Raw genomic sequence first — 22,201 nt, 5'->3', positions numbered from 1 at the left:
GTCAGATGGCGTACAGATTCAAACGCAATGATGCGAAAGTTGCGCGGTACTAGCCTTCGGACTTCTCGGCTTCAGTTGCCTCGCCGTCCTGCTCAGCCTGCTCGTTTGCGATGCGCACGTGGTGGCGAATCACCTCGGAAATAATAAAGTTCAGGAACTTCTCCGCGAATTCCGGGTCCAGGCTGGATTCCTTCGCCATGGCACGCAGGCGAGCAATCTGCGCCTCTTCACGGCCGGGGTCGCCGGCGGGCAGGTTGTGCTTAGCCTTCAGGATGCCCACGCGCTTGGTCGCCTGAAAACGCTCCGCGAGGATGTGCACCAACGCTGCATCGAAGTTGTCGATGGAGCGGCGCATGGCGAAGAGCTCCTCGTAGACTTCCGGTGCGACTTCATCGCCCATGGAGGTGGCGTGGGGGTCAAATTCGCAGGAAGTGTTTTCGGGGGTCATCGGTCTCTCCTCAGTTCGGTTGTGGTCTTCTGCGCGTTGCACCCAAGCAGGATGTTGCGGCAACGGTTGGCAATAGCGGGGTGCGCGGCTATTCGGCGCTGGTTGAGGCGCCGACGGACAGGGTTTCCTGAATGTCTTCGCGGTCCAGCGAGTAGGCGCGGGCGATGGTGGACTGGCCCAGCACGCGGGTGCCCTGGTAGAGCACCATGGTCTGTCCCGGTGCCACACCGGAGAGCGGATCCAGGAGGCGCACTACGGTTTCCAGGCGTAGCGCGCCTTCTTCTTCAGCTTCGGGATCGGGTGCCCAGGTCATGTACGCCTTGGCGCGGACCGGGTCGGCGTGCGCGCGCACCTGTGCGGTCACCTCAAACTCTTCGCTGCGGGCGCCCAGCTGTGCGGGCTCTTCCAGGAAGCGTGCCGCCTGTTCCACGGGGACGCCCGCCCAGGTGGCGCGGATGCCGCGGATTTCGTGCACGGCAAGCAGCTCGCGGGAGCCGACGATGACTTCGTTTTCCATGGGGCGTACCTCCAGCACGAAGCGGGGCTTGCCATCGGCGGCGGGGCGGCCCAGTGCCAGGCCCTTGCGTTGGCCTACGGTGTATGCCTGCGCGCCGGGGTGCTCGCCGAGCACCTCGCCGTGGGTGTCTTTGATGAGGCCGGGGCGCATTGTGATGTGGTCGCCCAGCCAGGCGCGGGTATCGCCTTCGGGGATGAAGCAGATGTCGTAGGAGTCCGGCTTCTTCGCCACGGAGAAGCCGCGCTCTGCCGCTTCCGCGCGTACCTGTGCCTTGGAGGGGGTATCCGCCAGGGGGAACCAGGCGTGCTTGAGCTGTTCGTGGGTGAGCACGCCGAGCACGTAGGACTGGTCCTTAGCCCAGTCGGCAGCGCGGTGCAGTTCGCGGTTGCCGTCTTCGGTGGTAATGACGCGGGCGTAGTGGCCGGTTACCACGGCGTCGAAGCCGAGGGCGAGGGCGCGTTCGAGTAGCGCGGCGAACTTGATCTTTTCGTTGCAGCGCATGCAGGGGTTGGGGGTTCGTCCGGCTTCGTATTCGGAGATGAAGTCGTCGACGACGTCTTCCTTGAAGCGTTCGGAGAAGTCCCAGACGAAGAAGGGGATACCCAGCTGGGAGCAGACGCGGCGGGCGTCCATGGAGTCTTCGAGGGTGCAGCAGCCGCGGGAGCCGGTGCGCAGGGTGCCGGGCATGCGGGATAGGGCTAGGTGAACGCCGACTACTTCGTGTCCTACTTCTACGGCGCGGGCTGCGGCGACTGCGGAGTCAACGCCGCCACTCATAGCTGCAAGAATTTTCACTGCCTATCCTTCTGTTCTGTTGAGCCTCTAGGAAGGTACGCCGTGTTTGTGTGGGCGGACTTTCCGTTACTGTAGCTACCCATTGTACGCAGGGGCTCGGCGGGATATTGGGCAGTGCACCCTCAGCCAGCCCTCAGCGAACGCTGAGATTGCAGGCTGAGGGCGGTTCGGTATCTTCTCTTCTGCTTTTCTAATGCCAGCGGGAGGCATCCGGCAGCTGCGAAGACAGTCCCGCCTTTGCTGCATGTTCGTAGGCAGCGGGTAGTGCCGCGATGAGGCGCGCAATATCGGCTCCGGTGGTGGAGTGGCCGAGGGTGAAGCGCTGGGCGCTGCGGGCGGTGTCTTCGTCCATTCCCATTGCCATGAGCACGTGGGAGGGGCGGGTCACCCCGGCGTTGCAGGCGGAGCCGGTGGAGCTGCTGATACCCTGCATGTCCAGCAGGAAGAGCAGGGTGTCACCTTCGGCGTTTTCGAAGGTGAAGTGGGCGTTGCCGGGCAGTCGCTTCTGGCCCGGGTATTCTTCGGTGAGCGGGTTTTCGCCGCTCAGGTGCGCCTGCGGGATGAGCGCGCTAATTGCCGCAACGAGTTCGTTGCGTAGCGCGGCGATGCGGGCGGATTCTTTGTCGAGGTGCTGAACCGAGTGCACGGCGGCCTCTGCGAAACCTGCGATGGCGGGTGCGTCGATGGTGCCGGAGCGTACGGAGCGTTCCTGGCCGCCTCCGTGAAGCACGGGGGTCATCTGCACGGCGCGGGTTGCAACCAGCGCGCCGATGCCCATAGGGCCGCCGATCTTGTGGCCGGAGATTGCGAGGGTCGCCACGCCGCTGGCGTGGAAGTCGATGGGTACCGCACCGAAAGCCTGCACCGCATCCGAGTGCACGGGAATGCCGTATTCGGCGGCGATAGCGGCAATTTCTGGAATGGGCTGTACGGTGCCGACCTCGTTGTTCGCCCACATGACGGTCACGAGCGCAACGTCTTCGGGGTTCTTTTCGATGAGTTCGCGGACGGTCTGCGGGTTGACGCTACCGTGCTCGTCTACGGGGATCCATTCGAGCTGCGCGCCTTCTGCCTTTTCGAGCCATTCACAGGTTTCTTCCACGGCGTGGTGCTCGATGGAGGAGACGAGGATTCGGGTGCGTTGCGGGTCTTCTTCGCGGCGCTTCCAGTAGATGCCCTTGACGGCGAGGTTGTCCGCTTCGGTGCCTCCGGAGGTGAAAATAACCTCAGCGGGGTCGGCTCCGATGGCGCGGGCGATGCGTTCGCGGGCGTATTCGACGGTGGCGCGCGCGTCGCGTCCTACGGCGTGCAGGGAGGAGGGGTTGCCGCCGTTGCGCATCTGTTCGACCATGGCGTCGATGGCGGCGGGCAGTACGTCTGTGGTGGCGGCGTGGTCGAGATAGACGCGGCCGTTCTGACGGTTGGTTTCTGCGCTCATGGTTCCTCCTGCTGGGTTGTTCGGCGGTTTTTCGCCTCGCTTATTTTATCGCGCTCTATCCGCGCTCTTCTAGGCGTGTTCATCTGCGGCTGGGTCGGCGAGCGCTACTGCCCCGGGACGCTCAATGCTGGTCGGGGGCTGTTCCGGGCTGGTCGGGGGCTGCGCGGTACACTTAGGAACGTGTTCAAGATTCTTTTCTATACCCCTGAGATTCCCGGCAATACCGGCAACGCTATCCGTTTGGCGGCAATTACTGGCGCTGAGCTGCACCTGGTGAAGCCACTGGGCTTTAACTTTGATGATGCGCATCTGCGCCGCGCGGGTCTGGACTATCACGACCTGGCGGTGGTGACGGTGCATGAGACCCTTGAGGATGCGTGGCAGGCTCTGGCTCCGGAGCGTGTTTTTGCGTTCACGACGACTGCTTCGACGTCGTATGCGGATATTGAGTACCGTCCCGGTGACGTGTTCATGTTTGGTCCGGAGTCGGTGGGTCTGCCCGCTGAGGTTCAGCAGGATCCGCATGTGACTGAGCGGGTGAAAATTCCGATGAAGCCGGGCCGTCGTTCGCTGAACCTGGCTAATTCTGCGTCCATTGCGATTTTTGAGGCGTGGCGTCAGAACGGTTTTGAGGGAGGCGCCATCTAGCATGGCTGCAGCACACCATAATCTGCCGGGGCCTCTGGTTCAGCAGATTCTGGAGACGCGCCCTCCCCTGGCTGAGCAGATTCGTTTGGATTCGCAGAATAGGGAGTTCACGGAGCAGGGTTGGGAGCCGGTTTATTCGGCGTCGCCTCATGCTCGTATTGTGGTGATTGGTCAGGCACCTGGGCGTGCCGCGCAGGAGAGCCGTATCCCGTGGAATGACCCGAGCGGCGTGAAGTTGCGCGAGTGGATGGGCGTGACGGCTGAGCAGTTCTATGACCCCGAGCTGATTTCGCTGTTGCCGATGGATTTCTATTACCCGGGTAAGGGCGCGCACGGTGATAACCCGCCGCGTAAGGATTTCGCGCCGAAGTGGCATCCGCAGCTTCTGGAGCTCATGCCGAACGTTCAGCTGATTCTGCTGGTGGGGGCTTACTCTCAGAAGCACTACCTGGATGGTGTGCACGCCCCAAAGGCGCAGAAGAACCTGACGGAGACGGTTCGTGCGTGGGAGTCTTATCTTCCTAAGTTTCTGCCGCTGGTGCATCCTTCACCGCTGAATTTTAGGTGGCAGGCGAAGAACCCGTGGTTCGAGCAGGAGGTTGTCCCGGCTTTGCAGAAGCGTGTGAGTGAGGTTCTCGAGGGCATCTAATTCTCCCCTAATCTGCAACGCCAATACAGTTTGCTGTACTAACGAAAGAAAGCTCTCACCCCGCGTATGGGGTGGGAGCTTTCTTTCGTTACACCATGTGGCACTCTTTTGAAGTTAAAGTTACTAAACGGTAGAGCCGGCTGAACGGGTGTTTCCCAACTGCGTTTCTACCTGTTCAGAGGCAGAGTGCGTTTTACTTCTGGCTGTTTACTTCTGGCTGTCGGCGTTGCCCAGGGTCACGGTGATGTCCGGGGTGGAGGAGCCTCGTTTAATCTTCAGCTTCAGATCGGAGCCTGCTGCTGCCGCACGCACGGTACCGTTGAGCTCGTCGCTCCTAGTCACAGCGTGGCCGTCAGCTTCAATCACGACGTCGCCGGATCGCAGGCCTGCCTTGGCGGCGGGGCTGTTGGATTCCACCGAGGTGATTTCAACGCCACCGGGGATGAGCTTGGAGGATCCCGAACCGGTGTCCGCGGGGCTGTTCTTCACACTCGCGCCCAGGTAGCCGTGGGTTGCCTTACCCTTGGCAATGATCTCGGAGGAGATGCGCTTGGCGTAGTTGGAGGTAATGGAGAACGCCATACCGTCGGCGGTGCCGCCATCCTGGCTTGCCTGGCCCTGCGCGTTAATGCCGACCAGTTCGCCCTTGAGGTTCACCAGCGGACCGCCGGAGTTACCGTGGTTGATGGGCACATCAACCTGAATCATGGGGATGTAGTTCTGACCCTTCGCGTCAGCGGGCTGCACGCGGTTTGCGTTCGAGACTACTCCGGCAGTCACCGATTCGCTACGACGATAGGGTGCGCCGAGGGCAACCACGGCTTCGCCGGGGACCAGCTTGGAGGAGTCGCCCCAGGTGATGGGTTGCAGGTCCAGACCGGAGGGGTTGATCTTCAGAACCGCCAGGTCAGCAGCAGCGTCCAGGCCCACCACGGTTGCGGTGCGCACGGTGCCGTCGCTCAGGCGCACCTCAATGGTGGATGCTTCTCTGGAAGATTCGAGGGTGACCACGTGGTGGTTGGTGAGGATGTGGCCGTCCTTATCGAGGACAACGCCGCTACCGCCGCCGGAGGTGGAGCCGCTTGAGGCCATGATGGTCACGGTGGAGGGCAGGACCTTCTTCGCGGTTTCTGCTACGCCTGCCACGGTGGAGGAGTTGCTGATATTGGAGCTGACGGAACCGCGCGAGGAGGAGCTGGAGGAGCTGTTATTCGATGCTGCGATGCCGCCTCCGACGCCCGCGCCAACGCCGCCGCCAACGAGGGCTGCGAGCAGAGCTGCGGTGAGCACAACGCCGGCACCGTAACGCTTGTTATTGTCGGTGTTCTGGGGTGCAGACTGCGCCGACGCAACCTGCGCGGCAGCAGCCTGGGGGTAGGTGTATCCGGGAGAGGCGTATGCCTGCGGGTATGCGTTCTGACCCTGCTGCTGGTTTGCGGGCTGGTAGCCTGCCTGTCCGTTCACGTTCTGCAGGGGACGGGTTGCATCCGTGACGCCGTCATTGCCGCCGTAGGACCATCCATTGTTTTGAGTCATGAGTTCTCCTAGAGTCGTGCGTATGCGTCACCCTGGGCACACGCTATCTTTCTACTGTAGATGGTGTTGCATTGCGTTCTATATCTTTTTGCTGTTGGTTATCGGGGAGTTCCCTGGGAATTTTCCTCGCACCCTTTCATCGGCAGCTGATTCGCTGGTCTGAGATACCCGGCGATTTGCCCGGCGGCTAGTTTATTTTGGGGCTTTGTTCGCTACTCGCTCTCAGGTTTCTCTTTTAAAGCGCCCAGTTTTTCTCCACGGTTTACACAGCATGACGCGTCCGCATACACAGCTTGAACACAGGGTTGCTCCGTAATGTTGAAGGCGCATAGAGCCGAGAACAAAGGCAAAGGAGAAACCCATGATGATCGGAACCCTGATTTTCTGTGCGATCTTGGCAAGCTCCATCGGTATTGGTGCGGGTATTGTGGCGTGTTGCTCGGGAATGGTGTACCGCCGTCATCGTGCGGAAAAGGCCTCCGAGTTGGCTCAGCAGATGGCTACCCACGCACTGACTGCCGGTAGGTAGCGTATAGAGTTTGATAGTTTTCCGGGGCGGGAGATGAGAGCCCTGCACCGGGAGGGGCGAGAATCCCCAGTATGTCCCGAAGGGGCGGTGTGAGGACCGGCCCGGGTGTGATAATGAGTTGAGTGATGATTGATGCGGCGTGAGCCCCTACATGAGGGCGCACGCCGCATCGTCTTTTTAACTGTGAGGCGGATGCGGGAATCACTGGCGGAGAGCACCCGGGACCCAGGCTACTTCCCTTTTAGTATGCGGTAAGGCAACGGCGTTGCGAGCACCCGGGATTTAGCTGGGTTATGGTGAAGTCATGAGGATTATTTCTGCTGTTTTCGCTCTTGTTGGCGCGCTGCCGGTCATGCCTGCGGCGGTGGCGTCTTCTTTGGATGGCACTACCCGCCTGTATGCATTGCTTATATTTGTTTTGATCTGCGCGGCGGTAGCATTTTTCGCGTCGTTGAGCCCTTCGCGCCGTCGTGCGCGTGAGATTAGGCGGCAGGTATTGCAACAGCAGCAGAACCAGGCGATGAATCAGCAGGTACCGCCCACGCAGGCGCCCAATCAGCAGGTACCCCCTCAGCAGGGGCCTTCACAGCAAGTATCCCCTCAGCAGGTACAGGGCGCGGTGAGCTACCCGATGCACTACCAGCCGAAGCCAGCGCAGCCGGGTCATAGTACTCAGCAGGCTCAGGCGCCCTCACCTCACCCTGCCTCACCTCAGCAACCTGTGGCTGCACCTTCGCCGTTGGAGCCAATGCAGGCCGGCGGTGTCTCCGGTTCTTCGACGCAGAATCACTCGGCACAGAACCACTCGGCGCAAAACCGTTCAGCAGAAAGCCATTCAGCAGAAAGCCAGGTGCAGCAGAGCATGACCCAGAACACCCCGGCGCAGCATGAAGAGCACCCGCAGCAGGAGGCACCCCAGCAGGCTCCTGAGAGCAAGCCCTCCGATTATTTCTCTCTGAGCACCAACTTCAAGCTCATTCCTCCTCTAGAGAATGCACAGCGCAGCCGCTACCCCATGGTGCTTTCTATCAGTAAATCCGAGGATGAGGTCTTTGCGTTACCGTCGATTAGCGGTGTGCCGCAGCATCTGCTGGTAGGCACGCAGGAGAATCATGTTCCGCTGAATCAGCGTCCGCGCCTGCAGCAGGTCGATATTCTGGAGAACTACCTCATGCGTGCGGTCATGAACCTGCAGACGCTGAAGCGTGCGCAGGTTTCCCCGCTGCACAGTTTCAAAGAAACCCCGCAGGCTGACCGCGCGGTGCTTGCCGCCGAGCTGGAAGAAACCATCCGGGTATCTCGGCTGAAGCTGAGCGGGGCGTTGGAGTTCTATTCGTCCCTGCCCCGTTTGGCGGATACCCCGGGCTCTTTCGCTTTTGCCCGTGATCATGCGCTCTCTTTGAGCGCCGCCGTCATTAGCCTGACCGAGGAGTGCTTTGAGCGTACCTTCCGTTGGCGTCTGCTGGAGGATACCCTCCCGGATTCTTTGAGCGACCGCCTCTACGCGGTGCGTTATCTGCGTGAGAGCGCGCAGAAGCTGGCGGCTTTTGTGGAGCTGAGCGAATTTGATCGCGCCATGCAGCTTGCCGAGACCTGGAAGAAGACTGTTCGTAAGGACTCAAATCTCGATGAGGTCAAGGTCTGGAATGAGATGACAGAAGTTGCCTTTGACGTTCTACCTGAGTTGCGAAAGCGGGCGTTGAAGGGCGTTCAGTCTACGTTGGAGTTTAGCGAGCTTTTCTACCGTCCCGGCGAGGATGGTACGCACCGTATGCTCCGCCCGGAACAGCTGAGCGAGTTTGAGCTCAGGGGCGTGCAGTCCACGCTGGAAGAGCGTCTGGAGAAGGTGCGTCTTGAGCTTCAGGATGCGGAGTTCTGCGCTACGGTCTTGAGCTTGCAGGCGCAGGCCGTCATTGAGCTTCTGGAGGAGCTTCTGCAGGTTGAGCAGGACGGCGTTCTGGCGGAGGTCGTGACCGATTTGCGGGCGCTTGCTCATTACTCGCCGCACCTTGCTGAGCTACCTATCCAGACGTTGATGTACACGCGCGAACAGTACGCCCCCGATGGGGAGGATTTGCCGACCATTGGCGAGCGCATCCGTTCCCTCTCGAGCGTTCCCGAGGTTCTGGCGTTCGTTCACTACGAGGGCACCAAGCTTCTGCTGGGTAGCTTGGATCAGAGCGAGGCATCTTCTGAGGAGGCTCTCTCCGAGGGGCTGCTTTCGGAAGCGATGGCGTTCTCTTCTATGCCGCTATCGGTGTTGCGCACTCATTCGCGGCTTCTGCAGCAGGTGCTTCGCCTGCAGAATCTACGGTTGAAGCTGGCGTGGGTGAGTAGCTGTAGCGGCTACATGCCTTTGAGCCTGGTTGAGAGGTATTACGTCGGTCCCTCTGCCGGGGATGAGGATTTGAAGGAGCTGACCGAAAATATTGAGGCGCTCGCGGAGCTTCTGGAGGCTCGCGCTAGCTCCCGGGAGTATAGGGGCCGTGACGTGCCGGTCCCGCGAATCCTGTGGTCACAGATGCGGAAGCAGGCAGAACGCAGTTCTAGGTTGCTGAATACGGTGCAGTTCTTGGGCTGGATGTTCGCCTCGTCGTCGCGGGTGCAGGTGGTGAACGGCATAGCACAGAGTATCCACGATGTTGATGCCGCGGAGGTAGTGGAGCATCTGATGAGCAATCTGAAGATTGCGCGCCGGCGCTAACTAACTGAATAGCCGGTGAGCCGGGGTCTAGCATGAGCCTAGACCCTGGCTTTCTTATATACCGGCTTTCCTGTATAAAGCCTGGGAAGACGGTAAACGGTCGGCAAACAGCGGCGCAATATTCTCGTATCTGTGCGTCTGTGTGTCTGTGCCACAGCTACACTAATAATGTGACCAGCACTAAGGTGTGCGATGACCAAGCACGCCGTGAAGTGCAGGTCCGTTCATACTTCACGACAACGGAGGAAAGACCATGATCGAGCACGCCTTTGCGCGTCAGATTCGTCCCGCACGCTCTCGCCTGCGCACTATCTTGGGTGCCACAGTGCTGGCGGCAGGTCTTTCTTGTGCCCCGGTGGTTCTGCCGGCTGGTTCTGCATTTTTGAGCACGTCTGCTCAGGCTGCTGACCCGATGCAGATTACGGGCACCACCGTGTACGATTCCACGAACTCTTTGGGTGATGCCGCTACCCTGAAGTCTAAGATTTCTGCTCTGTCGAAGAAGCACAACGTGGATTTGCACGTGGTGGTTATCGATAAGTTTGAGAACCCGTCTACTTCTTCGAGCTGGACGAAGGCGCTGGCTACCAAGAACAACTGGGGTTCTGCCGATGTGGTGCTGGTGATTGCTACTGAGACTCGCCAGGCGTATTTCTTGGCGGGTAGCACGAAGACCCTGTCGAGCGATCAGCAGACGAAGGTGTACCAGAACTACATCAAGCCGAAGCTGCAGAATAGCGATTATTCGGGTGCGGCTCTTGCCGCGGTTGAGGGTATCGAGGCTCAGAAGGGCGGTAGCTCTTCTGGCGTGGTGACCGGTGTGCTCGGTGTGGGTGCGGCAGCGACTGTTGGTGCCGGCGGTTACGCAATGTACCGCCGCCGCAAGAAGAAGAACGCTCAGCAGCAGCCGCAGCGTTCCTACGGCGCGCCTCGTAACTACTCCCCCATTCCCGAGGTTCCGCTGGAGGAGCTGCGTACCCGCGCCGGTAGCGCCCTGCTGCAGGCTGATACCACGATGAGCCATGCGAAGCAGGAGCTGGAGTTTGCGCGTGCCCAGTACACTGACCAGCAGGTCGCCGAGTTCGCTCAGGAGATTGCGCGCGCTGAGGATCTGATGCGTAAGTCCTTCCAGCGTCAGCAGCTTCTGACCGATAGCATCCCGGATACTGAGGCTGAGCAGCGTGCCTGGTTGACTGAGATTATTGATAACTCTCAGGAAGTCACCCGCATTGCTCAGGAGCAGGACGCTAAGCTGGCTCAGTTGCGCAACCTGGAGCAGGAGGCACCGCAGGCTATTGAGGCTCTGGCTCAGCGTCTGCCGCAGTTGCGTGCCTCGGTGGAGGAGATTGCCGCCCAGTACCGCGCATTGAAGGAACGTTACCTGCCCAGCGCCTTGGAGCCCATTTCGAAGACTCCCACCCTGTTGGACTCGAACATGGTGCTGTGCACTGCTGAGGTTGAGAAGGCTCAGGCTACCGTTGCTACTGCCCGTTCGGAGGCGGTTGCTCACCTGCGCACCGCTGAGGAAGCCGCCTCGCAGATTCAGGCGCTGGGTGCGGCAGTGAATACCCGCGCGCAGGAGCTGGAGCAGGCTCAGCTGGGTCTGAGCACCGACCTGCTGAGCATTCAGCGTGACGTGGCTGAGGCGAAGAGCCTCGCGGCGTCTCAGCGTCGCGATGATTTGGGTGCGGTCGCCGCCGGTATGGAGGCGGTGCTCAACCAGGTCAACCAGAGCGCTTCGGCTCGCCCGAATGATCCGCTGACTCTGGCGAACCAGTTGCGTCAGCTCTCCGCTGAGCTGGATAAGGCAATGACGAATATGCGTGCTACCCGCGAGCGTTCTCGCGCGGCTTCGCAGAACCTGGATCGTACGATGCGTTCCGCATACGCTGCGGTGAACGGCGCGCGTAGCTACATCAATAACCGCCGCGCCGCGGTGGGTCCGATGACTTTGACCGCTGTCTCTGAGGCGGAGCGTCACCTGGGTCAGGCTCAGCGCCTGGCTTCTTCGGATCCGCTGAACGCCATGAAGGAAGCCAATATGGCGATTCAGAAGGCGACCGACGCGCAGAACCGCGCTCAGAGCGAGGTCGGCAACTACTACAACAACCAGAACGACCGCGGCGGCGGTAGCTTCGGCGGTGACCTGGCGAAGGGCCTGCTGCTGGGCGCTCTGATGACCGCTATTAACTCCGGCACGAGTAGCTGGGGTAGCAGCGGTGGCCACAGCAGTGGCGGTAGTAGCGGCGGCAGCTGGGGCGGCGGCTTCAGCGGAGGCGGCGATTGGGGTAGCGGCGGCGGTGACGGCGGCAGCTTCTAACCCCCTCCACTAACGTTCCTGCCGGTCGGTTTCTGTAGGTTTTTCTACAATCTGACCGGCGGGGTGGATAGCTTAACTCACCGCTTTCTTCCCCAGTCGGAAAACATCTGAGGTAATTTACCCAAAGTTTAGGTTGCAGAAATCAGGCGTGCATCGTTTTCACAGCGTGCGCTCAGAAATCTACCACATAATTAGTTGTACGGGCACGGCTCACGAGGAGCGTAGTGCTCCCCCGCAGCCCGTGAACAGAAAGTAGGAGATTATGGCTAAGCAGACCATCTTCGGCCGTATTGCACAGCTCGCTAAGGCAAACATCAACGCTCTGATTGATGCAGCTGAGGACCCGGAGAAGATGCTGGACCAGATGGTTCGTGACTACACCAACAACATCCGCGAGGCGGAGGCTGCAGTAGCACAGACCATCGGCAACCTGCGACTGCTCGAAAAGGACCACGCTGAGGACGTCAAGGCCGCTCAGGAGTGGGGCACCAAGGCTCTGGCAGCTTCTAACAAGGCTGATGAATTCCGCGCAGCTGGCGACGTTGCCAACGCTGACAAGTTCGACAACCTCGCCAAGATCGCTCTGAACAAGCAGCTGCTGGCTGAGAAAGCTGCGCAGGCTGTTGAGCCTCAGCTGGCTTCTCAGACTCAGGTTGTCAACCAGCTCAAGGACGGCCTGGAGAAGATGCGCTCCAAGCTTGAAGAGGTCAAGTACAAGCGCGATGAGCTGACCGCACGTCAGAAGACTGCAGCAGCTCAGACCCAGGTGAACGACGCTCTGAAGGCGTTCGACGTTCTGGACCCGACCAGCGAGATGAGCCGCTTCGAAGAGAAGGTTCGCCGCGAAGAGGCACGCGTCATCGGTCAGCAGGAGCTGGCTGCTTCCTCCCTGGACGCACAGTTCAACACCCTGGACCAGATGGAGCGCGACACTGAGCTGGACGCTCGCCTGGCGGCTCTGAAGGCAAAGAACGCTCCGGCTGCTCCGGCTCCCGTGGCTGTGGAAACCCCCACCCAGACTCTCTAAGCCTGAGATTCTCCAGCCAGGTCTAGCGCATAGCTTCTTGAGCTAAACCTATAAAAGATCCGCCCCGTTCCTAAATTTCAGGAGCGGGGCGGATCTTTTATAGGTTAGGGGCCGTGCGCCTTAGTTAGCGTAGATGTACAGGTAACCTGCCATAGCGTCGCGAGTGATGGCCGCAGAGGAGGTCGAGCCGGTACCGATACCGTTGGAGGCAGCCCACGCCAGAGCCTGGGACGCGTAGCCGCCCTGAGCCTGTGCCGGGGAGCCAGCTGCACGGTACATGAACTCAGCCATGGTGGACTCGGTGACGGTCTCCAAGGGGCTGAAGTCGCTACCGTTGATGCCCTGCTGGCTCAGCCAGAAGATCTCCTTGTACGCGGGGTGGTTCGCCGGAACGTCGCTGAACGGCGAAACAGCCGGTGCGTTGACTGCGGGGCGACCAGCCACGCGGTACAGGTAGGTTGCCAGCTGCGCACGGTTGACCGATGCGTTCGGGCGGAAGGTGCCGTCCGCGAAGCCGAGCATGATGCGGCGATCAGAGTTCCAGCTGATCTCGTTGTAGTTCGGGTTCGAGGAGGAAACGTCGGTGTAGCCCAGCGCGGGGGTCTTACCGGCGAAGTCCAGGGAGGACGCCAGGATGTGCGGCAGGTCGTAGTCGTGGTGGCTGAAGCCGTCAATCAGCTTCACTCGGGCGTCGGAGAAGCCAGCGCCCAGGTATGCGTTGTAGCCGGACTCGACTGCGCCACGTGCGCTCCAGGTGACAGGGTTAGTGTTACCGGAGGTGTCCTTCGCGCCAACCCACCAGTACATGGGCAGACCCTTGGTGGTCGCATCAGCGTCCACGGAGCCGTCCGAGTCGCCGCCTGCAACCATGATGGAGCCGCCGCCATGACGCCAGGAGGTGTTGTGATCGGTCAGCTCGTAGGTGATGAACTCAGCGCCGCCGGAGTAGCCCATGGTCCACATCTGGGATGCGTCCAGGTTGTTCTCGCTCACGAAGGACTTCGCGAAGGAGCGGAAGAACTCACCGTTGGTGTTCATGTCTTCCCACCAGGTGATGCCGTCACCGGATGCGTTAGTGTCCGGGGAGATGATCGGCACGAAGACCATGTTGCGGGCGTTAGCAATCTTGCCCATTGCCGCGAGCATACCCTCGTCGGGGGTGTAGACCTTGGACTCATTACGCTGCCAGTAGTCACCGTCGAAGTAGAAGACCACGCCAACGGGCTTAGAGTAGTCCAGGTTGTTCGCGTACACGTGGTACTGGGAGGTGGTACCCGCCGGGGAGGTGTAGCTCTGGTAGGTTGCGGAGCTCATGGTGCGGGCGCGCTGAGTGTTCTGCTTCTGCTCAGACTTCTGTTCGCTCTTCTGCTCAGCCTTCTGCTCGGCCTTGGGGGCGGCGGTTGCCTTACCCTTAGTGAGCGAGTTGCTCAGAATCTGCGAGAAGTTGTAGTCGAAGTGGCCCGAGCCGTTCAGAACGGTCGCGGAAGCGTTGGTGTAGCCGGCGTTGCGGTAGGCGTTGTAGCCGCCCTCAACGGCGCCTCGTGCGCTCCAGGTCTGCGGGTAGGTCTCGCCGGAGCCATCGTTCGAGTTTGCGTACCAGAACATGGGCAGGTACTTCAGTGCAGCCGAGGGGGTCCCCTCGTCCAGGCCGCCGCCAGCAATCATGATGGAGCCGCCGCCGTTACGCCAGGTCTGGGGCTTGGTGTTCAGCTCGTAGGTGATGAATTCAGCGCCGCCGGAGTAGCCCATGGTCCACACGTTGGAGGAGTCCACGCCGTTAGCCGCGATGAAGGAGGAAGCGAAGGAGCGGAAGAACTCGCCGTTACGCTCCATGTCTTCCCACCAGGTCACGCCAGCGTCGTAACGGTTGGCGTCCGGGGAGATGACGGGCACGAACAGCATGTTCTGTGCCGCTGCGGATGCAGCCATCTGAGCCAGCTCACCGGAGGGGTCGTAGACCTTGGACTGGTCGTTGCGCCAGTAGTCGCCGTCGAAGTAGAAGACAACACCAACGGGCTTGGAGAAGTCCACCCCCTCAGCGTAGACGTGGTACTGCGAAGTGGTACCAGCCGGGGAGGTGTAGGGCAGGAAAGTCTGGTTGGTGCGGGTTGCCGCCACACCGGATGCCGCCTGCGCAGCCTGTGCGGTCTGCGCGGGCTGAGCGGCGGGGGTTGCAGCGCTCTGGGTAGCTGCGGGGGTCTGTGCAACCTGTGCCAGGGTGGGCTGAGCGGAAGGCTGAGCCGCCTGTGCGGACTGGAAGGTAGCCGAGGGGGTTGTCTGCTGAGTTGCCTGGGCAGTGTAGGTCTTCTGGATGGGCTGAACCGCGGTCGTTGCGGGAGCCTGCTGAGTCTGCTTTGCCTGTTCTGCCTGCTGGCGGATCTGTACAGCAACCTGCGAGAGGGTGGGCTGCACGGTGGAGGTGAACAGGGACTTCGGAGCCTGGGTAGCTGCGCCGGGGATGTCCTGAACGACGGGTGCGAATGCGGAAGCGGGTGCTACCAGGGTGCTACCGAGCACGGAGGGTACGGCGATGGCTGCGAGAGAGCCAGCCTTAACGGTGCGGGGGCGAAGTGCCATGGGTTGTCCTCGTTGTTGGTGTTTCGTGGGGCGCGGACGCCCGAGAGTGGTTGAGTGATAGGTGGTCTATAGGTGAGAAGCCTATAGGCGGTCGGCCTGCGAATGTGATGCCGCATGGAGCAAGTCCAGTAACCGTCCCGTGTGTGTTGCGGGGGTTTCCTCGTGTGATGGAGGGGTGCAGTATTCATTTCGGAGAGCTACGCGGCGGACCGCGGTGACCACGTACTCAAAGCTACCAGGTCAAAAAGCCTTTTCCAGCGGTTTTTTGGGGCTATTTTTGGGTATCGAACAAGATTCAATCTTAACAAGAGCTTTTTCTAAGCTTCTAGTTTAACTTGAATCACCCTCAAGTAGAGGTTGAATGGGCTATTTTTCCTTGATTTTCCGGGGTTTTTGAGCGTTTTTTGAAAGAGTTTCAAAAAACTCTACAATTAACTTGAATGTTTCGTATGTGATTACAATCACTTTCAGAGTGAATTGTTGCACTCGAAGCCCAATTTTTGCCAAAAACCGCGGAATTCCGGGGCAAAACGGGTGATTTCCAAGCCCGGAATATAGGCACCTTTCGCATATTCCACTTTGAGAATGCACTTTGAGGCAAAAACAGCCCCCTCGCCACTCCCCCACCCAGGCATCCTATCGGACCCCTTATCACGCTCTTGAGACCCGCCCCAGAGCCCCCTTCAGGACCCCTTTCAGATCCCCTTTCAAGGAGCTCAAAAGCAGCGTCTCAAGAAGGCGTAACCACCCTCCAGCAACCGCTCGGAAGTGACTCCACCACCCCCATGGGCACACCCGCTTGAAGCCCCGATAGACGGACTGAGGAATACCTCGAAAGACGCATCGGGAGACGTTCCGAAACCAGTCCAGGGTACTTTCACGACGGTTCTATGAAATTCCGTGAGGAGGTTTCAAGAGGGGTTTCGAGAGGCCGAAAGATCCACCTCAAGCACCCCGGAAGGGGCAGCAGGCTGCCCCCCCCATCAGTCTCCCCGAAGCACCGCCCCGACAAGGTTCAGAAGACCCCCTCCGCAGATTACAGAAGGCAGGAGATACGGAGAGGCAGGAGATATAAAGAAAGCCGCCCAGCAGGCGGCAGAAAGGTAGCACAAGAAGAAGAAAAGTAGGCGGCAAATGAAGACAGGTCGCCGACAGGAAAGGTGCAGGAAGGTGGCGAAAGAAGGCAGACCGGCGGTCGGAAGGTGACGGGAGGACAGCAGAAGGAGACAGGTCGGCGGGAGTACGGGTTTTAGGGAATAAAAAAACTCCCGATAGCTAAGCTATCGGGAGTTATCCGTTGCGGGGACAGGATTTGAACCTGCGACCTCCGGGGTCTGCATCTCTTTTTAATGAAACAGTGAGATACAGCCAAGTAATCGTTGATATTGTGCGGTAACCGTCCCCTTATCCTTCCCTAAAGATACTTGAAGTTACCGGCATATCCTCACGAAAGATAGGGAATAAGGTAGGGACTACCTTTCCTCCCTACGCCGTGCTCGGGCTGCCTCGTACAGCGTTGTGAGGTCTGACAGGTCTGAGTATGCCTGTGCGTTCACATCGACCGAGTGGCCGAGCGTTCGAGCACGCAGTAGCGCGTCTACGTCCGTGCGGTACATGGTGTTGAGGGTGGTTCTCCAGACGTGGGTGCGGTGGGTCTCCAGCAGAGGCACTCCGCAGTCGCGAGCCAGATCCTTATAGAACGCCTTGAGAGCCTTCTGAGCGTTGTATCTGTCCCACTCGGTGTCTGGGTTGAGCGGTGCGCCCACAACGTAGGCTCCACCGACTTCATCTCGTCTACGGGTAAGGTGCTCATAGACCGCAGGCTCGACGAGAGCCGCGACGCGGGTGGTGCCTGTCTTGGCGTTTTCAGCCCGAATAATGCACGCTGGGCGGTTTTGGTCGTCGGTGATGATGTCGTCCCACATGAGAGTTCTTGCTTCGCTTACGCGCAGCCCTGTGGCCATTTGGAGCAGGGTTAGGTCGATGCAGCAGCGGTGGAGGAGCGCGTTCAGCGCATTGAGAGCACTCTCGATGGGTATGAGCAGCGCGTTGCTGATATTGGCGCTCAGAAGGTCGCTGAAACCGCTCAGAAGGTCGCTGAGGTCTCAGACAAGGCTAACAAGGTGTTTGCGTCCCTAGAGCGCAACGAGCGCCATCTGGAGTCCCTGGAGGGGCGCATACCTTGGACGACGGTCGGAAAAGTTGCCATTGCTGTGCTACCGCTGTTCGCCTCGCTCTTGCTCGTGGGTGGCCTCGTGTGGGGCGTTATGAGCATGTTCGGCATTGGTCCTCTCTTTGGCTGGGCATGGGCCTCGTTCACAGCGGCCTCGCTGTGGTGGCAGAAGATGTTGATCGCTGCTGCGACGCTCGGTGGGGCATCGTTGTTCATCTGGGCAGTCTTGCGGGTGAGCCGATGGATCTACGAGGAACTCAGGTGAGGAAGGAGGTGAGAAGGATGGTGAAACCTATGATTGGAACGGGCATCAAACTGGGCAAGCCTCGCGTCGAGGTCGATCACTCTCGGCCTATCAACAAGAACGCTGAGCGGCTCGATGGAACGGTGCGCAAAGGCGAGAGCGTTGTTGAGAGTATCAGCGCCGTGTTCTCGGTCTGATCAACAGTCTAAAGTAATTAGGCTAAATCATAGTCAGATCTGAACATTCTGAAAGTTGCCCCTACTAATCTTGCATCGTTGTATCATAGCAGTGCGGGTAACTTTCTGTTACCTGAATATGTTCAGATTCTGAGAGCTTGGAGAAGTCGTGGTCACCGTTGACCTTGACACCCGTGTTGAAGAGGTTGAGGAAGCTGTTTGTCCTCACATCACCTCGAAGTTCCTGTGCGCCCACTGGGTGCCCGACGGGTGGCATTGCATGCTTCACTGCCCAGTGTGCTAACGGCTGCGGCATCTCTGTTGGCTGCAAGTGGTTAGTAGCTTTGTCGCAGCAGTCGGCCCTGGAGGGAAGGCATCCTAGGCCTTACCTCCAGGGCCGTTTTCTTTGAAAGGTAGGCCATGCCAGCTATATCGGTAACTGATTTGTCGGTTGGGTACAAGAATTCCCCAGTAGTGAGCGGCATTAACTTGCAGCTAAATACTGGCAGGATAATCTGCCTCCTTGGACCAAATGGGGCAGGTAAAACCACCTTAATGAAAACGCTCCTTGGTCGGATAAAACCAGTAAGTGGCCACATTAGATACGATCAGACAGACATTAGCGAAATGTCAGCTGCAATCGACCATCCAAGCTACTTTCCGTATCTGAGCGGTAAACAAAATGTACAGGTCGTCGCGGCATTCTGGGGTCTGGATGTTGATCCTGAGTCGGCCTTGGATAGTGTGGGCATCGTCCGCGCTGCCCACGGGCGGAAAGCCAAGGACTACTCGACCGGCATGAAGGAACGGCTGGAGCTTTGTCTTGCTTTATTATCTAGACCAAGATTTTTGTTCCTTGATGAGCCACAGAATGGTTTGGATCCAGATGGCATGATCTCCTTGTCTGCGACGCTTCGTCGTTATCGGGACGAAGGGAACTGCGTTGTAATATCAACGCACCTCCTCCATGAGATTCAAGGCGTCCCGGATGAGTGTGTCGTAGTTCGTAACGGCAAAGCTTTGCATATCCCCGACCTCAACGGCGTGAATCTCGCGGACCTATATCACCGGGGGTAGGACCATGCGAATTACTTCAGCTATCCGTGCTTTGCTTACTTACTATTGGAACATCTGGTATTTTCTCGCGGCTATCTTGGGCTCAATGGCGTCACTATTCCTCGGTGCATGGATTTCAAGTGAGGCAAGCGGAACTCCAATAACAGGGGGATACAGCTTCTTCTTTACTGGAACGCAGCCACTAATTTCCCTCGCATTACTCTTTATACTTGATGCTAGGGTTTCCAAGGTCCACTACGGGGGTTTGCCTCAGCAGGTATACATTGCCTGGTTGCCTAGCGTCCTACGCACCATCTGTCGAACACTTTCAATAGTTCTTGTAAACCTACTTAGTGTGCTGCTATTCGATCTAACAATGGTTTTGTCTGGTTCGAAAATGCACTCTGGGCTAGCAACCCTGCTTTGCTTTCTTACCTTCCAAAGTATACTAATTGCTCTGATCTACTCGACATTAGAAAGTCTCTCAAAACCTCCGACTGCCGCGGTAATTTCAGGTGTTCTTCTGTACTTCTGGATAGTGCTACCCGGTAACCTAGCTGACAATGCTACCCCATACATATCAAACGCCCTCCACTCCGTAGGGCTGAATCTCAATGGTACCGCAATCTCGTTCGTAGATATCCAGGAGCAATCAAATTTCGGTTTCTCTGCGCTTATCCCGGTACCAATCCTAATTATTACCTATGTTCTTGTGGCTAGGTTTCGAAGTAAAGGAGCAGTAAGAAAATGAAGTCTTTGTGTTCTATCGAGCGAATTGCAATCATTCGTTGGGTCACGATCGCTTATCTCGGTGCACTAGTTCTTCCGCTGCTGTTTCTCCGTTATGGAAATACCATTGCCGTAGCGCAATCCGCGTTACTCATCATGCTCCCAATTGCCACGGCAGGTCTAGCTTTGTCGCATGCTAAGGTCCCTGCCTCGTACGTCTCGTTTAGTATTCACGATAAAGTTCTGCTCCGGTTCATTGCTAAATCGCTGCTTCTCGCACAAGTAGTTAACCTTTGTTTGAGTCTGCTTTATGTCTCTATCATTGGCGAGCTTGTTAATGAGCGACTGTCGAGTCATACTGCTTTAGTACTTGTTTTCTCTTCGGTTGTGCTAACTCTGGCCTGTTTTGCGCTTCGGCTTTGGACTACTTCATTAGTTTCATGGATTGTTATCATCTTTTTTGTGGTGGCAGGTCTTCCGATTAGCACAGGTGATTTTGCGAACTCACCGATCTTGTTTGCTGTCGTTCCCACGACTTGGATTTTAAAAGGCGCCACCTTTGGCTCCTATATATTTTCTACCGGGTTTCTGTTGGCTGCGATAAGTTCGGGGTTTTTACTAACGTCGGTGAAACGTGCATAGCTATACTTCACTTGGAAAAGCGTATGTGAGGATAGCTGCACTTCCAACGGATAGGTTTCCAAGTGACGGCAAAGCGAAGTCAGCGTTTGCTAAACTGTTCTATCGAATCCCAGTTTGAGATCGGTCCTTGCAAGTTCCACACCTTCGTTTTATTCCGCTATCACGAAGGCTATTTCCGGCTCTTCCGAGTTGAGTGTGGGTGACCAGGTATTGGTCGGGGGTTGTGGGTAGAGGTCGAGGTCCTTGATGATGAGCGGACTTCTACCACCGCGATCTTCAAAGGACCTCCTGTTGACTTCTTACCGTGACGGATCATGGGGCAGCCACACACAGAGCACGATGCAGTATTCACAGGAACGAGGCAAACACGACCAACTGAAAGAGTGACTTTCCCGCACCAGAAAGCCGAAAAGTCACCCAACCAGCAACACGTAGTGTCCTATAACCCAGAAAGAAAGCTCTCCCTGGAAGCCACTGAGGCTTCCAGGGAGAGCAGTCAGAGAGTGCGAAAGACGAATACACCGCTATCAAGCGTGAGGCGGCCGATGGGGGAGTCGTAGGTGGCGAGCGCCGGATCAGAATTGCTCGGGGTGATCGCGGTAGGCATACGCCCACACTGTCACGGCGACAGTCACAGCGCGAGTCCACGCGTCACGGACAGCGTCCAGTTCTGCGCCCTCGAAGCCCTCCGCCAGGAGACGGTGCCCGACCTCCACAGTCGGCGCGATGAAGGCGAGCACGTAGCGCAGAGGCACGAATGGCGTCGAGTCCGCCCCATCCGCCGCGTTCTTCGCCGCGGTCATGTGTCGAGCTCCGATCAGGTACTGGTAGTCCAACCACGCCTGATCCCGCTCGCGCGTGCACATGTCGATGATCCACTGGGCGAATCGGGGCTTTGACGCCTGCGCGTACTCGGGGTTCGGCTGTCCATCCGGATGCGCGGAATGTGCTGCCAGGTAGGTCTTTTGAGCCAAAATCCCGCGCCACGTGTCGACCATTTCCATGGCATGCGGCGCCAGGATGGGTTCTGCTCGCGCGAGCAGCTCTGCGTCACCGGGCTGGACGTGCGCGGCGGCCTCAATCTGGCGTAGATCCTCGAGTGTGAGCGGAGACGTGGGGACGGCATCGGTGCCGTAGGTGTACCCCGACGAGTGGTCGTAAGCGGTCATGCGAACCTCCTTGAACTCATGCGTCAATTGTAGAACGTGCTCTTGCTCAGGTCAAGTACTGTGGAGTGGTGTAATCGTTTTGTGTCCTTCGGGTTGGGTTATGCGCTGAGTTGGAGTGGGGTGTCCTCCTGCCCGGTGGGTTGTGGTGTGAGTCGTGATTTGGTGAGGATGTCGAGGCTGAGGTAGCGTCGGCCTTCGGCCCATTCGTCGTTTTGTTCGGCGAGGACGGCTCCGACTAGGCGGATGATTGCTTGTCGGTTGGGGAAGATTCCCACGGTGTCGGTGCGTCGGCGGATTTCGCGGTTGAGGCGTTCATTGGGGTTATTGGACCAGATCTGGGTCCACACCCCGGTTGGGAAGGAGGCGAACGCGAGGACGTCTGCCCTGGCTTGATCGAGGTGATCACACACGGCGGGGAGCTTGTCGTTCACGTAGTCCAAGAGCCGGTCGTATTGTGCGTTGACCGATGCTGCGTCGGGTTGGTCGTACACCGAGTGCAGCATCGCTTTGACGGCGGGCCATAGTGCTTTGGGGGTCACCGACATGAGATTAGCGGCGTAGTGGGTGCGGCATCGTTGCCAAGTGGCTCCGGGTAGGTTGGCGGCGATGGCCTCAACCAGGCCCAGATGGGCATCACTGGTGACCAGGCGCACGCCGGTCAGGCCTCGGGCGACCAGGTCGGCGAAGAACTCCTTCCAGGCTGGAGCGGTTTCGCTGGTGGACACGCGCACCCCCAGCACTTCGCGGTGTCCGTCATTGTTGACTCCGGTGGCAACCAGAACCGCGCACGAGACGACGCGTCCTCCTTCGCGTACTTTCATGGT

The 22,201-nt window shown here is 58.6% G+C and carries 17 protein-coding genes; 9 read left to right on the top strand and 8 right to left on the bottom strand.

What is annotated here, in order from left to right; genetic code table 11:
* Positions 1-49 precede the first annotated feature (49 nt).
* The 3 genes from HMPREF2927_RS01715 to HMPREF2927_RS01705 form a co-directional block, all read right to left on the bottom strand.
* Positions 50-448, bottom strand: a complete 399-nt coding sequence (locus HMPREF2927_RS01715) for a chorismate mutase (RefSeq protein ID WP_005505356.1) — start codon at positions 446-448, stop codon at positions 50-52.
* 88 nt (positions 449-536) lie between these two features.
* Positions 537-1,760 carry a tRNA 2-thiouridine(34) synthase MnmA gene (gene mnmA / locus HMPREF2927_RS01710; protein ID WP_070684982.1) on the bottom strand — a complete coding sequence of 408 codons (1,224 nt, stop codon included), beginning with the start codon at positions 1,758-1,760 and terminating at the stop codon, positions 537-539.
* 190 nt (positions 1,761-1,950) lie between these two features.
* Complete coding sequence (locus HMPREF2927_RS01705; protein ID WP_070684980.1) at positions 1,951-3,198, bottom strand: cysteine desulfurase family protein; 1,248 nt, start codon at positions 3,196-3,198, stop codon at positions 1,951-1,953.
* A 180-nt stretch (positions 3,199-3,378) separates the two neighbouring features.
* Here HMPREF2927_RS01705 and HMPREF2927_RS01700 point away from each other — a divergent pair, with 180 nt between their 5' ends.
* Together HMPREF2927_RS01700 and HMPREF2927_RS01695 are read left to right on the top strand one after the other, a co-directional pair.
* Positions 3,379-3,846, top strand: coding sequence for a tRNA (cytidine(34)-2'-O)-methyltransferase (locus HMPREF2927_RS01700; RefSeq protein WP_044145784.1), 468 nt, complete (start codon positions 3,379-3,381; stop codon positions 3,844-3,846).
* A gap of 1 nt (position 3,847) precedes the next feature.
* The gene (locus tag HMPREF2927_RS01695) at positions 3,848-4,495 is read left to right on the top strand and encodes a uracil-DNA glycosylase family protein (protein WP_070684978.1); all 648 of its coding nucleotides are present in this window, start codon (positions 3,848-3,850) and stop codon (positions 4,493-4,495) included.
* A gap of 207 nt (positions 4,496-4,702) precedes the next feature.
* On the opposite strand, the gene HMPREF2927_RS01690 is transcribed toward HMPREF2927_RS01695, so the two are convergent.
* Positions 4,703-6,031 carry a S1C family serine protease gene (locus HMPREF2927_RS01690; RefSeq protein ID WP_070684977.1) on the bottom strand — a complete coding sequence of 443 codons (1,329 nt, stop codon included), beginning with the start codon at positions 6,029-6,031 and terminating at the stop codon, positions 4,703-4,705.
* 361 nt (positions 6,032-6,392) lie between these two features.
* On the opposite strand from HMPREF2927_RS01690, the gene HMPREF2927_RS09090 reads away from it, so the two are divergent.
* The 4 genes from HMPREF2927_RS09090 to HMPREF2927_RS01675 all read left to right on the top strand — a co-directional run bounded on the left by HMPREF2927_RS09090 (position 6,393) and on the right by HMPREF2927_RS01675 (position 12,611).
* A complete protein-coding gene (locus tag HMPREF2927_RS09090) occupies positions 6,393-6,560 on the top strand; it encodes a hypothetical protein (RefSeq protein WP_168160863.1) in 168 nt (55 codons plus the stop codon).
* Positions 6,561-6,864: 304 nt separating this feature from the next.
* Positions 6,865-9,264: a non-ribosomal peptide synthetase subunit gene (locus HMPREF2927_RS01685; RefSeq protein WP_070684975.1), complete on the top strand. Its 2,400-nt coding sequence runs from the start codon at positions 6,865-6,867 to the stop codon at positions 9,262-9,264.
* 253 nt (positions 9,265-9,517) lie between these two features.
* Entirely contained in the window at positions 9,518-11,584 is a 2,067-nt protein-coding gene (locus HMPREF2927_RS01680) for a TPM domain-containing protein (RefSeq protein WP_070684973.1), read from the top strand.
* A 262-nt stretch (positions 11,585-11,846) separates the two neighbouring features.
* On the top strand, positions 11,847-12,611 hold the full coding sequence (locus tag HMPREF2927_RS01675; RefSeq protein ID WP_070684971.1) for a PspA/IM30 family protein: 765 nt from the start codon (positions 11,847-11,849) through the stop codon (positions 12,609-12,611).
* A 120-nt stretch (positions 12,612-12,731) separates the two neighbouring features.
* On the opposite strand, the gene HMPREF2927_RS01670 is transcribed toward HMPREF2927_RS01675, so the two are convergent.
* Together HMPREF2927_RS01670 and HMPREF2927_RS01665 are read right to left on the bottom strand one after the other, a co-directional pair.
* Positions 12,732-15,188, bottom strand: coding sequence for an S-layer homology domain-containing protein (locus HMPREF2927_RS01670; protein WP_070684970.1), 2,457 nt, complete (start codon positions 15,186-15,188; stop codon positions 12,732-12,734).
* A gap of 1,472 nt (positions 15,189-16,660) precedes the next feature.
* Positions 16,661-17,173: a site-specific integrase gene (locus HMPREF2927_RS01665; protein WP_369825424.1), complete on the bottom strand. Its 513-nt coding sequence runs from the start codon at positions 17,171-17,173 to the stop codon at positions 16,661-16,663.
* Positions 17,174-17,182: 9 nt separating this feature from the next.
* Between HMPREF2927_RS01665 and HMPREF2927_RS01660 the strand changes: the two genes are divergently transcribed.
* From HMPREF2927_RS01660 to HMPREF2927_RS01635, 3 genes are all read left to right on the top strand, one after another.
* Positions 17,183-17,626, top strand: a complete 444-nt coding sequence (locus tag HMPREF2927_RS01660; protein WP_070684968.1) for a hypothetical protein — start codon at positions 17,183-17,185, stop codon at positions 17,624-17,626.
* A gap of 629 nt (positions 17,627-18,255) precedes the next feature.
* Positions 18,256-18,858 (top strand): ABC transporter ATP-binding protein, encoded by a 603-nt coding sequence (locus HMPREF2927_RS01645; protein WP_239663304.1) that lies wholly within the window; start codon positions 18,256-18,258, stop codon positions 18,856-18,858.
* Between the two features lie 726 nt (positions 18,859-19,584).
* Entirely contained in the window at positions 19,585-20,208 is a 624-nt protein-coding gene (locus HMPREF2927_RS01635) for a hypothetical protein (protein ID WP_005505326.1), read from the top strand.
* A gap of 575 nt (positions 20,209-20,783) precedes the next feature.
* On the opposite strand, the gene HMPREF2927_RS01630 is transcribed toward HMPREF2927_RS01635, so the two are convergent.
* Positions 20,784-21,377 (bottom strand): protoglobin domain-containing protein, encoded by a 594-nt coding sequence (locus tag HMPREF2927_RS01630; RefSeq protein WP_005505324.1) that lies wholly within the window; start codon positions 21,375-21,377, stop codon positions 20,784-20,786.
* Between the two features lie 98 nt (positions 21,378-21,475).
* Positions 21,476-22,201, bottom strand: a 726-nt coding sequence (locus HMPREF2927_RS01625; protein WP_141754864.1) for an IS256 family transposase, incomplete at its 5' end; no start/stop codon positions are given.

It is taken from the genome of Rothia sp. HMSC061E04 (genome assembly GCF_001813685.1).
Taxonomy (GTDB): domain Bacteria; phylum Actinomycetota; class Actinomycetes; order Actinomycetales; family Micrococcaceae; genus Rothia; species Rothia mucilaginosa.
Note: the sequence above shows the minus strand (reverse complement) of the source record. Positions and strands in the feature narration are given on the sequence as shown.